Origin of the sequence: Amycolatopsis sp. CB00013, assembly GCF_001905755.1 — a bacterium.
Lineage (GTDB): Bacteria > Actinomycetota > Actinomycetes > Mycobacteriales > Pseudonocardiaceae > Amycolatopsis > Amycolatopsis japonica.
In genome coordinates, this window is record NZ_LIWC01000004.1 from 616362 (window position 1) to 629020 (window position 12659).

A 12659-nucleotide genomic window follows, 5' to 3' on the forward strand; every position below is an offset into this window, starting at 1 on the left:
GTGGTAGCAAAGGTCCCTTGCTCTCTTTCTGCAGGTCAGGGTCTCGGGCGAGGTGTTCGAGGTGTCGCGAAAGCCACTTTCGGGACATCAGACGTCGCGAAAGTGGCGTTCGCGACGTGTGGCCGGCGCGGGTGGTAGCAAAGGTCCCCTGCTCCCTTTCAGAGGTTCGTGTAGCCGTTCGCCAGGAGACGGACGCCCACCGCCTGGTAGGCGTCCTGGTCGTCGACGGCGAGCGTGGCCAGCCCGTCGACATAGCGGTTGAACATGCAGAACGCGGCCGCGATCAGGACCGTGTCGTGGATTTCGACGTCCGTCGCGCCCTCCGCGCGGGCGGTCTCGATCAGGTCTTCGCCCACCGACTTCCCGCTTTCGCGAACGGCGACCGCGATATGCAGGAGCGCCTTCATTTTGGCCGAGACGGGGGCGCCGTCGACGTCCTTCCACGCCGCCTCTACGACCGGCATGCCGCCTTCGAGTGCTTCGGCGGCGACGGCGGCATGGCTGCGTGAACAGAACGTGCAGTCGTTGCCGCGCGAGACGACGGCGCCGATCAGTTCGCGCTCGCCCACGCTGAGGCTGCTCGGGCCGCGAAGCAGGACATCGGCGAGTTGCCCGAGCGGCGCCGCCGTCTCCGGCCGGTACGCGAACAAGGCGATGATGCCGGGAAGGTTCTCGTCGAGCGCGATATGCGGCATGGTGACTCCTCGCGGATCGGCAACGCGGTCACTTGATTCATAGCCGAAAACGGGCTCGACACGAGAGCAAGGGGGCATTGTGATCGTCAGAATCCGGGGCCGTGCGCTTCCCGACGGCGAGTACGTCGATCTCTACGCCGACGGCGACCGCTGGACAACCGATCCGGTCCCGGGAGCGGATCTGGTCGCCGAGGGCTGGCTCTTGCCGGGCCTCGTCGACGCCCACACGCATCCCGGCGCCGAGGAGCCCGGCGACCCGATGGACGAGGAGATCCTGCGCGCCGATCTGCGCCGGCACGTCGACGCCGGGGTCACGATGATCCGTTCGCCGGGGCTGCCCGGTGAGCCGCCCGAGTGGTTCGGCGCAGAACCCGGCGTGCCCCGCGCGGTGCACGCCGGTCCGTGGATCGCCCAGCACGGCCAGTTCTTCGACGGCTGGGGCCGCCGCGCCACGCACGCGGAGCTCCCCGGATTGGCCGCGGCGCAGGCCAAACGCACCGGCTGGGCCAAGATCATCGCCGATTGGCAGGTCGGGGACGACGCCGTGCCGTCCGACGTCATGACCGCCGTCGTCGAGGCGGTGCACGCGGTGGGCGGGCGGCTCGCCGTGCACTCGCAGCACGCCGCCGGCGGTGAAGCGGCGGTGGCCGCGGGAGTCGACTCCGTCGAACACGGGATGTGGCTCGATCCCCGGTACCTGCCGGACATGGCGGCCCGCGGAACCGCGCTCACACCGACGCTTTCGGTCTTCCAAGCGGCGCTGGGACAGGCGCGGAACCGTGAGGACACCCCGCGGAAACGGTGGTTCGTCGGCGGGGCGGAGGCGCATCCGGGGCTGATCGCGGCGGCGGCCGAAGCCGGGGTGAAGATCCTCGCCGGTACAGACTCCCGGCCGCATGGCCGCGTCGGCGTCGAGATCCGCGCTCTCGCGGAAGCGGGGCTGCGACCGCACGACGCCCTCGCCGCGGGTTCGTGGGCCGCGCGCGAATACCTGGGGTTGCCCGGACTGGTCCCGGGCGCGCCCGCCGACGCCGTCGTCTACGCGGAGGATCCGCGCGAAGATCTGGCACGGCTGGAGCATCCCGTCGCGGTGATTCTGCGGGGCGTCCGCGTCAGGTGAGCTAGCGTGATCTTCTCGACTGGGGAGTTGAAACGATGAAACGAAACAGATCGATCCTGTCCGTTTTCAGCCTTACCATCGCCGTCGTCCTCGGAGCGGCTCTGCTCACCGACCTGGGTGGCGAGACCACTGAAGCCGGCGACGCGGAATTCACCGGCGCAGGCCGGGTCGTCATCCGTGACGCTTCGATGGTGCTCACGATGGATCCCAGCCTCGGCGAAGGACCGCTCGGCGCCCTCGCCGACGCCGACGTCGTACTGGAAGGCACCAAGATCAAGCAGGTCGGCAAGGACCTCGACGCCGGCACCGCGAGAGTCGTCGACGGCAGGGGCAAGATCGTGCTGCCCGGCTTCGTCGACCTGCACAACCACCTGTGGCAGTCGCTCATCCGCGGTTGCGCGGCCGACAAGGAACTCATCGGCTGGCTCGGCAAATGCGTCATCCCGCTGTACCGCGCCCCCGTGACCGACGCGGACGCGTACGCGGGCACGAAACTCGCCGCGGCCGACGTCGTCTCGACCGGGATCACCACGGTCACCGACTGGTCGCACGCGTTCAACACCGACTTCGCCAAGGGCGGTCTCCGCGCGCTCGGCGAGTCGAAGCTGCGGTTCCTCTACTCCTACAACGGCACCACCGATCCCGCGCTGCAGAACGAGATCCGCCGCGTGAAGCGCGAGGTCATCGATCCGAACCCGTTGGCACGCCTGCAGATCGGCACGCATCCGTCCACGGGGAACTTCCCGAGCGTCGAAGCCTCGGAGAAGCTCGCGCGCGAGCTCGGCGTCTCGTTGAACGTGCACCTGCTCGAATCGAAGGCCGATCTGACCGCGGGGCAGATGGACGCGCTCCGGCGCGCGAACGCGGTGCACTCCGGGCTGGTGGCGAACCACGTCATCCAGACCACCGACGCCGATCTCGACGAACTCGCGGCCGCCGGGGTCGGCGTGGCGCACAACCCGCTGTCGAACATGCGGCTCGCGTCGGGCGTCATCCGGCTGCCGGAGATGAAGAAGCGGAACATGAAGGTCGGGCTCGGCCTCGACGGCGGCACCAACGACACGAGCGACATGTTCAACGTGATGCGCGCGGCCGTCGGTCTCCAGCGGGCGACCACGACGGATCCGGCGGTCTACCCGACCACGACGGACGTCCTGCGCATGGCGACCCTCGGCGGCGCGGAGGCGCTCGGGATGGACAAGGAGATCGGGTCGCTGACGCCGGGCAAGCGAGCGGATCTCCAGCTGGTCGACGCCCAAGCGGTCAACTTCGCGCCGAAGGTGGACTGGGTGAATCAGCTGGTCTTCAACACCCAGCCCGCGAACGTCTCATGGGTGTTCGTCGACGGGCGCGCCCTCAAGCGCGAAGGCCGCGTTGTCGGTATCGACACCGCGAAGGTCGTCGCCGACGCCCAGGCCGCCGCCGACCGCCTGAAGAAGCTCCTGCCCCAGTGACCTGACGCAATTCGTCCTCTGGATGCGGTCGTTGCACGCGCAAGGACCGCATTCAGAGGACGAAACGCGGGGGTCAGTGCTGGAGCGGGAAGCCACCGCCGATGCCTCGCCAGGCGAGGTTGGCGGTGAGCGCGACGGCCTCTTCGCGGCTCATCGACTTGTGGTGCGCCAGCCAGAAGCGCGCGCTGACCTGCGAGAGGCCCACGAGGCCGACGGCGAGCAGCCGGGCCTTGTCCTCGTCGAGGCCCGCGTCGGCGGTGATGGTCTCGGTGATCGCGTCGACGCTGGCCGACGTCGCCCGGTCCACCGCCTCCTGGACGGCGGGCTCGCCGCGCAGGTCGGACTCGAAGACCATGCGGAACGCGCCGGCGTCGTTGTTCACGAAGTCGAAGAACGCGCCGACGGTCGCCGGCACGCGCTGCTTGTTGTCCGACGTGGAGTCGAGCGCGTCCTTGACCCGCCGCACCAGTTCGTCGACGTGGCTCTCCAGCAGCGCGATGTAGAGGTCGAGCTTGCCGGGGAAGTGCTGGTAGAGGACCGGCTTGCTGACTCCGGCCTCTTCGGCGATCTCGTCCATCGCGGCGGCGTGGTATCCGTTCGCGGCGAACACCCGCTGCGCGGCGGCCAGCAGCTGGGCGCGGCGTTCCGTTCGGGGCAGGCGGACACCTCGGGCCTGCAGTCGCGCCATTTCTGTCATCGTTCCTCCAGTAGCCGCGGGCTCCGCGGGGCGGGGTCACCGCCGCGTGAAGTGAGCTCGAGATTACTCGCCGGTACGGCCGGACCGCCAAGGGTCGGGCATCCTTGATGCTGTGTCTTCTTCAGTTTCCCGTGCCGCCGGGGGCCGCTCTCCGCTGACCCATGTGCCGCTGTCGCGCAGGTCATTGCCGTCGCTGGACCCGGCGCCGCCCCCTTGGCCCGGGGAAACAATAGGTGTCGGCGGGGTGAAATTGCACATCCGCCGGACACCGGGCGGTCCCGAGACGGCCGTCTACGTCCACGGTCTCGGCGGTTCGTCCACGAACTGGACCGACCTGGCCGCCCTCTTGGCGCCCCAAGCCGCGGGCACGTCGGTCGATTTGCCGGGTTTCGGCTATTCGGAGCCGCCCGACGACTTCGACTTCAGCCTCGACGCGCATGCCGACGTCGTGGCGAGCCACATCGAGAGCCTCGAAGCGGGGCCGGTGCACTTGTTCGGCAACTCGATGGGCGGCGCCGTCGCGCTGCTCGTCGCGGCCCGCCGCCCGGAGCTGGTGAAGACGCTGACGCTGATCTCGCCCGCCATGCCGGACCTCCGCCCCAGCATGAAGCGGCTGTCCGACCCACGGATGGCGTTCGCGTACCTGCCGCTGATCGGCCCGGCCGTACGCCGTCAGCTCGCCGCGCTCGGCCCGCGCGAACGAGCCATGCAGGTCATCAAGCTGTGCTTCGCCGACCCGGGCCGCTTCGCCGAGAGCAGGCTGGACGAGCTCGAAGAGGAGCACAGCGCCCGCGCCGGGTTCGCCTGGGCCGCCCCCGCGCTGGCGCGCAGCACGTTTGGCATCTTCCGGACGTGGTCCGCACGCGGTCCCGCGTCGCTGTGGGCGGTCGCGCCGACCGTCGACGCGCCGACGCTCGTCGTGTGGGGGCAGCACGACCGGGTGATCTCCGTCCGGCGCGCCGAGCGCACCGCTCGGCTACTTCCGCACGCGCGGTTGCTCGTTCTGCCCCGAACCGGCCACGTGGCGCAGATGGAACGCCCGAATGTCGTAGCGAAGGCCGTTTTGGGGATGTGGGAATCGGTCGAATCGGGCACCTGGTAGCCCATTCGGGTGGGTAGGACACGCCGTGCGAAGCGCCGGTCGCTCACAACATCACAGTTCGGTTATGGCACCCTGGTGCGCGTGGATCGGGTAAAGCAAGGCGCGCAGGGCGAGGGTCGGCGGTCTCAGTACTCCGCATCCGCCCGCCGTCCGCCGCGCGCCCAGCCCCGGTCTTCCGACGTGCCGCGCACGGGCCAGTACCGGCCGACGCCGCCGCCGTCGCAGCGGCTCGACGAGGACCGCTACCGTCCCGGCGGCCGCCGGACCAGCGCCCAGCCGCTCAGCGCGTCCTGGAAGCCGCACGAGACCGGCGCCGCCAAGGCCAAGGCCGCCAAACGCAAGGGCAAGGGCGGCATCGGCCAGTTCGCCAAGACCTACGGCTGGCGTGTGTACGCGCTGCCGATCCTCGTGGTGATCACCGCGCTGGTCGTGTTCAACACCGCCACCGGCCCGGCCGAGCCGATCGCCTCCGACGGGACGACTTCGGCCGCGGCCGACGGTGCCGACGGATCCGCCGGCAACGGCGGCGAGCCGGGCGCGGGTGTGGACGGGGGCGGCGACGTCCTTCCCGAGAACCCGGCCAAACCGATCGACCTCAAGATCCCGACCGCGGACCTGCCGAAGGGCGGCCCCTTCACCGAGTCCGGCAAGGGCACCTATCACGTGGTGCCGGGCAAGGGGGACAAGGTCGGGACGGGGCAGCTGTACACGTACACCGTCGAGGTCGAGGACGGCATCGATCAGGCCAGCTACGGCGGTGACGACAGCTTCGCCACGATGGTGGAGGCCACCCTGTCCAATCCCAAGAGTTGGACGTGGGACGGCAGGAAGGCGCTTCAGCGCGTCGACGCGAGTTTCCCGAACCCCAGCTTCCGGGTGAGTCTCACCACACCGAACACGACGCATCGCGCGGACGTCTGCATGTTCCAGATCACTTACGAGACCTCGTGCTACCGCGCGAGCTTCGACAAGCGCGTGGTGATCAACCTCGCCCGCTGGGTGCGGGGTGCGATGGCGTTCGAGAGCGACATGACCGGGTATCGGCAGTACGCCATCAATCACGAGGTCGGGCATGCCCTCGGCGGAAAGCACCAGGGCTGCAAGGAGAACGGCGGGATCGCGCCGGTGATGATGCAGCAGACGTTCGGCGTCTCCAACGACTTCGTGGCGCAGCTGAACAATCTCCCCGGCGGTGACCGCGGCAAGGTGCCCGCGGACGGCAAGGTCTGCAAGCCGGGCTCCTGGCCGAATCAGGCACCTTAAGTCCAGGCCGTCTCGCCTGCTGGGAAATCCCAGGATGTGAAACAGGGGAAGGCGTTTCCGTCTCTTCGTGTTGTAGATACTGGGATGCGACCCGCGATCCACGCGAGATGGAGGACCCGATGTCAGGCACGCTGCCGCCGCTCGTAGAGCCGGCCGCCGAGCTCACCAAGGACGAGGTGGCCCGGTACAGCCGTCACCTGATCATCCCGGACGTCGGGGTGACCGGGCAGAAACGGCTGAAGAACGCCAAGGTGCTGGTCATCGGTGCCGGTGGCCTCGGCAGCCCGGCGCTGCTGTACCTGGCCGCGGCCGGGGTCGGCACGCTCGGCATCGTCGACTTCGACGAGGTCGACGAATCGAATCTGCACCGCCAGGTCATCCACGGACAGTCCGACATCGGCAAGCTCAAGGCCGCGTCGGCGCAGGAGACGATCGCCGAGATCAATCCGTTCGTGAAGGTGCACCTGCACACCGACCGGCTCGAGTCGTCGAACGCGCTCGAACTGTTCGAGCAGTACGACCTGATCCTCGACGGCACCGACAACTTCGCGACGCGGTACCTGGTGAACGACGCCGCCGTGCTCACCGGCAAGCCCTACGTGTGGGGCTCGATCTACCGGTTCGAGGGCCAGGCGAGCGTGTTCTGGGAGAACGCGCCGAACGGCAAGGGCCTCAACTACCGCGACCTCTACCCCGAGCCGCCGCCGCCCGGCATGGTGCCGTCGTGCGCCGAGGGTGGCGTGCTGGGCGTGCTGTGCGCGTCGATCGGCTCGATCATGGTCAACGAGGCGATCAAGCTGATCACCGGTATCGGCGAGCCGCTGCTGGGCAGGCTCGTCAGCTACGACGCGCTCGAGATGAAGTACCGCGAGGTCAAGATCCGCAAGGATCCGGAGACCCCGAAGATCACCGAACTCATCGACTACGAAGCGTTCTGTGGCGTTGTGTCCGACGAAGCCGCTTCGGCCGCTTCGGGAAGCACGATCACTCCGGCGGAGCTCAAGGCCAAGTTCGACAACGGCGACAACTTCGCCCTCATCGACGTCCGCGAGCCGCACGAGTACGAGATCGTGAACATCAAGGGCGCGACGCTGATCCCGAAGGACAAGATCCTTTCGGGCGAGGCGCTGTCGGAACTGCCGCAGGACAAGCCGATCGTGCTGCACTGCAAGTCGGGCGCGCGTTCGGCGGAGGCGCTGGCGGCGTTGCACAAGGCCGGGTTCAAGGACGCGACCCACCTCGGTGGCGGCGTGCTGGCCTGGGCGCGGCAGATCGACCAGAGCCTGCCGACCTACTGACGTTACGCGCGGGTGGTAGCAAAGGTCCCTTGCTCTCTTTCTGCAGGTCGGCGTGGTGACCGTGTGGGTTTCGGGTCATCTGACGCACCAAAATCCACACGGTCCCCGACAGCGCGCACGCCACAAGACTGAGTACATGAAGGCCCCCTTCCTTGCGCCTAGGTACAGGAAGGGGTCCTTCATGTACCTAGGCGCGGGTGGTAGCAAAGGTCCCTTGCTCCCCCGAGCGTCAGTAGCCGATCGAGCGGCCGGTGAAGATCGCCCGCACGAAGACCGTGAATCCCGCCAAGACATCGGTCCGGTTCCCGCCCCGCGACTTCGGCACCGCGGCGATGATCTCGGCGTCGGTCAGCGGATGGGTCTTCCCGGCCAGTTCCCGCAGTTCCTCGGGTTTCCAGTTGTGGTTGCCCGCGACGTGCACCGACAGCGCGCCACGGCGCTGAACGAACTCGATCCGCTCGGCGTCGCGCCGCACGAACTCGCCGTCGCCGACCGGGGTGCACGTAGCGTTTTCGAGGCGCCAAGCGGTCTTCACCGCTGTCTCGCAGCTCTCGACGACATCGGTCGCGAAGGTCCAGACGGGCGAGATCCACAGCTGAGGCGCGTACTCGACGATCAGCGACCCGGAGTCTTCGGTCGTCTTGGTCGGGAGCCGATGAGGGCCGAGGTCCGCGGCGAGGGTGCGGTCGTGCGGGACGCCGGTCGCGGCGAGCCGCCGGGCGGCGGTGTCCGAAGGCAGCGACGCGGGCACGGCGATCCCGCCCGCGACCAACGCGACCAAAAGGACTCCCGCGCCCGCCCGGACGCCCGGCCCCCGCGCGAACAGACCCGCGACGAGCAGCACCGGCACGCCGAAGAACGGCAACGCGAACCAGGGATCGAACGCCTCCGCCACCTCCAGCACGAAGATCGCGCCGAAAACGCCGGACATCCCGGCCACGGAAGCCCACGCCAGCCGCGGCCAAGGCTTCGCGACGGCCGGAAAAGCCTCTGGCGCCGCGAGACCGACGACGTAGACCATCCCGATCGACGCGAGCGGAACCGGCAACGCGATCCACGGGACGTGCAGGAACGCGGCGAGCAGGAGCAACAGGCCCATGGTGACCGCGCCCAGCGTGCCGAGCAGCCACAGTGAACCGAGCGCGAGGGCGGTGAGTTGCCCGTCGGTGAGGCGGCGCTGCGCCGTTCGGGGGATCACGGTCGAAGAATGGCAGGTCAGAAGCGATCGTGTCTTGAGTATCGCTACTCAAGACCAGCGCGTCTTCTCGTTCGTGGCGCGGAAGACGGGGTAACGTGCCGAGCCGTGCGTGCCACCCTTCAGAGCCCTCCGGAACACGTCTGTTCGGCGTTCGGCGGACGTACCGGTGACGCGGAACCGATGCCCGGCACCGATTCCTGGCGCTACAACGATCTCGTGCTCAAGCCGGTCGTGGACAAGTCCCGGACCCTGTGGACGGCACGGGCGCTGGAAGCCGTCGACGAGCCGGGTCTGCGGGTCGCGAAACCGGTCCGGTCCAGTGACGGCCGTTGGGTGGTCGGCGGCTGGTCGGCGAACCGGTTCGTGTCCGGCACGGCCGAGCACCGGTACGACGAGGTCGTGCACGCGGCGGTCAAACTGCATCGCGCGACGGCCGGTCTGCCCCGGCCGGATTTCCTGGGACGGCGCACCGATCTCGAGGCGCTGGCCGACAAACTCGCCTGGGGCGAGGCGGACATGTCCCTCGACGAGAACAAGGGCGGCCGCTGGTTCGAGGTACTGGCGGGGTCCCGAAGACCGGTCAAACTGCCCGACCAGGTCGTCCACGGGGAGCTGCTCGCCGGCGTGCTGTTCGACGGCGACGCGGCGCCCGGCATCGTCGATTTCGTGCCGTACTACCGGCCGGGTGAATGGGGCGCCGCGATCGTCGCGGTCGACGCGCTGGCCTGGGGCGGCGCCACCATCGATCTTCTCGAACGCTGGGCGCATCTGCCCGAATGGCCGCAGCTTCTCCTGCGGGCCGTCCTCTTCCGCCTGGCGGCCAACGCCCTCGACCCGCGGTCGACCCGGGCGGCGCACGACGGACTTCGTGCCGCCGCCCGGGACGTGAGCGCCGTACTGTAGGTCACTCGGTGCGCAGGTTCTCCGCCTTCGCCGCCGAACGCACGGACGGCACCGTCGATGCCGTCACCAGCAGCACCATCACGACGGCCGCCGCGGCGAGCAGCGCGACCGCGGACCAGTCGACGTACAGCCCGTCCCAGAACAGCCGCTTGCCCAGCGCGGCGACGGCGATCCCGGTCGCCGTCGCGAGCACGATGCCCAGCAGCAGCGGGATTCCGTTCTGCCACAGCAAGGACCGGACGATCACGCGCACCGGGACGCCGGTGGCGGACAGCGCGCCGAGGGCTCGCCGCCGTTCACGGACCTGTTCCTGGGCGAGCACCAGCAGGCTCACCCCGGCCAGCAGCAGGACGAACAGCGCGCCGCCGAGCAGGATGTCCCGCGCGTCGTCGAACATCAGGGCCTCGGTGGAGGCCCGTTCCCCCTTGTAGGCCGCCACGGTGACCTGCCCGCTGTACGGTGCCGCGGAGTTCCGCACCAGCTCGACGAAATCCGGATTCCCGGTCGTCCCGCGCAGGGTCGCCGTGACCAAGGCCGCGGCCAGGTCGACACCCGCCACCGCCGCGGGCGTCGCGAGCACTTGTGGCGCCAGAGTCTCGGTGACGCTCGATGGCTTCACCTCGAACGGTCGCGGTGTGACCGGAACGGTCCACGGCTGCTCCCGTTTGTCGTTGTCCGTGATCTTCGCTGACTGTCCTATGTGGAGGAAGGACGGGTCGGCGAACACGTCGCCGTCACGGCAACCGGTAGCGGTGGTCGTCGCCTCGATCGTGGCGCAGTCGGCGACGGCGATCAGTACGAGCATGCCGTCCTGGCGCTTCCCCTCGACGAACAGCGAACGCAACACCTGGAAATCAGCCGCGCCGGGGACCGTGCGGACCGCGGCGATCGCCCGATCGGCCACGGAACCGTCCGCGTAGACGGTGATCCGGCCTCCCGTGTCGTCGTGGCGATCGGCCTCCATCGCGGCCTGTCCCGCCAGGAGGCTCTGCAGCGCGATCGCCCCGGCGAGGACCACGCAGAGACCCGCGACCACCCGTGACGGGGTCCCGCTGTCGCTCTGCATACGGCGGATCGCGAGCTGGAACGACGGCGGCCCGCCCTTGATCCGGGAAACGACGCGTTCCAGCAGCCACGGCAGCAGCGCGGGGATCCCGACCATCAGCAGTGCCGCGCCGCCGATCAGCGCCCAGCGGCCGAGTTCGCTCGCGACACCGAAATCCGGGGCGATCAACAGGATTCCGATGACGACCGGCAGCAGCCGCCACCACAACCTTCGCTTCGGCTGCGCGGTCTCGCGGACGACGCCGAGCGGTTCGACGACCAGGTGCCGCTGGGACGCCCAAGCCGTCGCCACGGTCAGGGCCGGGACCGCGAGCACGATCAGCACCACCAGCGGCCACGACGGCGTCAGGTCGTCCGGGTACAACCCGAACCGGAACACCTGGAAGTTCGCCGCCGTGCCGCGGAAGAGCAGGAACAGCGCGGTACCGACGACCAACCCGGCCGCGGCGCCCACTAGGGATTCCGCCGCGGTGATCCGGCGTAACTGCGCGAGGGACGAACCCGCCAGCCGCAACGCGGCGAGCCGCCGGTCCCGGGCCGCGCCGCCGAGCCGGGAGACCGTCCCGACGAAGATGAACACCGGCGTGAGGAGGACGAAGAGCCCGAGCAGCAGGAGCGAGAGGAGTCCCCGCTCGAACGGCGTTTCGTAGCCGGGAGGGGCACCGAAGGCATAGATCGCGACGCCGTTCCGCGGATTGCCCGTGCCTGCGTAGACGACGAGATCATTCGGATTGAGCACGGCTTCCGCATCGATGATCCCGACCGGCTTGCCGGGCAGACGGGGCCGCAACAGGCCACTGGTGTCGGCCGCGACGAGTTCGTCGAGCTTCGGGGAAAGGAAGACCTCGCCCGGCGCGGGCAGCCGGTCCACTCCCGGCGGGATCGGCGAGTTCGGCCCGGTGGCTTGAAGATGGACGAGCGAGATCGCCTGACCGCGGAAGTCGGTCGTCGTCGCGTGGTAGTTCAGCGGTGCGATACCCGGGATCTGTCCGTACCGCGGGGAAGCGGCGTACGTCCGCTGGTCGCGGTTCTCCTTGACGGTGCCCGCGGAGGCGCCGATCAGGAGTACCGCGACCGCGAGCCCGATGCCGACCGTGCTCAGGAGGAGCCTGACGATCGAGCCCCGGCCGCCCCCGACGGCCAGCCGGAACCCGAGCATCAGGTCTTCGCGCCCGGTCATCGGGTCACCACCGGTTCCCGTGTCCGGCCGTCGCGCACGATGACCTCCCGATCGGAGTAAGCGGCCACCCGCGGTTCGTGGGTGACCAGGACGACGGCGGCGTCGGTTTGTTTCGCCGCCTCGGACAGCAGGCGCATGACCAGTTCTCCGCTGAGCGTGTCCAGCGCGCCGGTCGGTTCGTCGGCGAAGACCACCGACGGTTCGGTGACCAATGCCCTGGCCATCGCGACGCGCTGGCTCTGCCCGCCGGAAACCTGGCCGGGCGTGCTGTCGTCGATGTCGCCGACCGCCAGCCGGTCGAGCCAGCCGCGCGCGATCCGCTCGGCGGGGCGGCGCCTCATCCCGCTCAGCCGCAGCGGCAGCGCGACGTTCTCCAGGCAGGTCAGCTCCGGCACGAGCTGCCCGAACTGGAAGACGAAACCGAATTCGGTACGCCGCAGGGCACTGCGTTCGGCGTCGGACATGCTCGCGAGGTCACGCCCGCGGAAGGAGACCTGACCTTCGTCGGGCCGGACGATCCCGGACAGGCAGTGCAGCAGGGTCGACTTCCCGGACCCCGACGGCCCCATGACCGCGACGATCTCGCCGGGTTCGAGCGTCAACCCGGCCCCGGCCAGCGCCTGATTCGGACCGAAGGCCTTGTGCAGGCCCAGCCCGTGTAACAACGGTGTTTCCACTGTGTGG

11 protein-coding genes are annotated in these 12659 nt (G+C 69.3%); 6 read left to right on the forward strand and 5 right to left on the reverse strand.

Going from position 1 to position 12659, the window contains the following annotated elements; all coding sequences use genetic code 11:
* Window positions 1-158: 158 nt before the first annotated feature.
* Window positions 159-695 carry a carboxymuconolactone decarboxylase family protein gene (locus tag AMK34_RS29710; protein WP_038519011.1) on the reverse strand — a complete coding sequence of 179 codons (537 nt, stop codon included), beginning with the start codon at window positions 693-695 and terminating at the stop codon, window positions 159-161.
* A gap of 79 nt (window positions 696-774) precedes the next feature.
* Between AMK34_RS29710 and AMK34_RS29715 the strand changes: the two genes are divergently transcribed.
* Window positions 775-1815, forward strand: coding sequence for an amidohydrolase family protein (locus tag AMK34_RS29715; RefSeq protein WP_073847534.1), 1041 nt, complete (start codon window positions 775-777; stop codon window positions 1813-1815).
* Window positions 1816-1850: 35 nt separating this feature from the next.
* Complete coding sequence (locus tag AMK34_RS29720) at window positions 1851-3269, forward strand: amidohydrolase family protein (protein WP_073847535.1); 1419 nt, start codon at window positions 1851-1853, stop codon at window positions 3267-3269.
* A gap of 73 nt (window positions 3270-3342) precedes the next feature.
* On the opposite strand, the gene AMK34_RS29725 is transcribed toward AMK34_RS29720, so the two are convergent.
* The gene (locus AMK34_RS29725; RefSeq protein ID WP_037332079.1) at window positions 3343-3966 is read right to left on the reverse strand and encodes a TetR/AcrR family transcriptional regulator; all 624 of its coding nucleotides are present in this window, start codon (window positions 3964-3966) and stop codon (window positions 3343-3345) included.
* A 244-nt stretch (window positions 3967-4210) separates the two neighbouring features.
* Between AMK34_RS29725 and AMK34_RS29730 the strand changes: the two genes are divergently transcribed.
* The 3 genes from AMK34_RS29730 (at window position 4211) to moeZ (ending at window position 7629) form a co-directional block, all read left to right on the forward strand.
* Complete coding sequence (locus AMK34_RS29730; RefSeq protein WP_073847536.1) at window positions 4211-5068, forward strand: alpha/beta fold hydrolase; 858 nt, start codon at window positions 4211-4213, stop codon at window positions 5066-5068.
* An 81-nt stretch (window positions 5069-5149) separates the two neighbouring features.
* On the forward strand, window positions 5150-6331 hold the full coding sequence (locus AMK34_RS29735; protein WP_038519003.1) for a DUF3152 domain-containing protein: 1182 nt from the start codon (window positions 5150-5152) through the stop codon (window positions 6329-6331).
* Between the two features lie 119 nt (window positions 6332-6450).
* A complete protein-coding gene (gene moeZ, locus AMK34_RS29740) occupies window positions 6451-7629 on the forward strand; it encodes an adenylyltransferase/sulfurtransferase MoeZ (RefSeq protein ID WP_073847631.1) in 1179 nt (392 codons plus the stop codon).
* A 229-nt stretch (window positions 7630-7858) separates the two neighbouring features.
* Here the strand turns inward: moeZ and AMK34_RS29745 are convergent, their stop codons facing one another.
* Window positions 7859-8827 carry a hypothetical protein gene (locus AMK34_RS29745; RefSeq protein ID WP_073847537.1) on the reverse strand — a complete coding sequence of 323 codons (969 nt, stop codon included), beginning with the start codon at window positions 8825-8827 and terminating at the stop codon, window positions 7859-7861.
* Between the two features lie 105 nt (window positions 8828-8932).
* On the opposite strand from AMK34_RS29745, the gene AMK34_RS29750 reads away from it, so the two are divergent.
* Window positions 8933-9730, forward strand: a complete 798-nt coding sequence (locus AMK34_RS29750; RefSeq protein ID WP_038518996.1) for a TIGR02569 family protein — start codon at window positions 8933-8935, stop codon at window positions 9728-9730.
* Between the two features lies 1 nt (window position 9731).
* Here AMK34_RS29750 and AMK34_RS29755 read toward each other — a convergent pair whose 3' ends face one another.
* Both AMK34_RS29755 and AMK34_RS29760 read right to left on the reverse strand, forming a co-directional pair.
* Window positions 9732-11975, reverse strand: coding sequence for an ABC transporter permease (locus AMK34_RS29755; RefSeq protein ID WP_073847538.1), 2244 nt, complete (start codon window positions 11973-11975; stop codon window positions 9732-9734).
* Window positions 11972-12652, reverse strand: coding sequence for an ABC transporter ATP-binding protein (locus tag AMK34_RS29760; protein WP_038518992.1), 681 nt, complete (start codon window positions 12650-12652; stop codon window positions 11972-11974). Before AMK34_RS29760 ends, AMK34_RS29755 begins: the two co-directional genes overlap by 4 nt.
* Window positions 12653-12659: the final 7 nt, after the last annotated feature.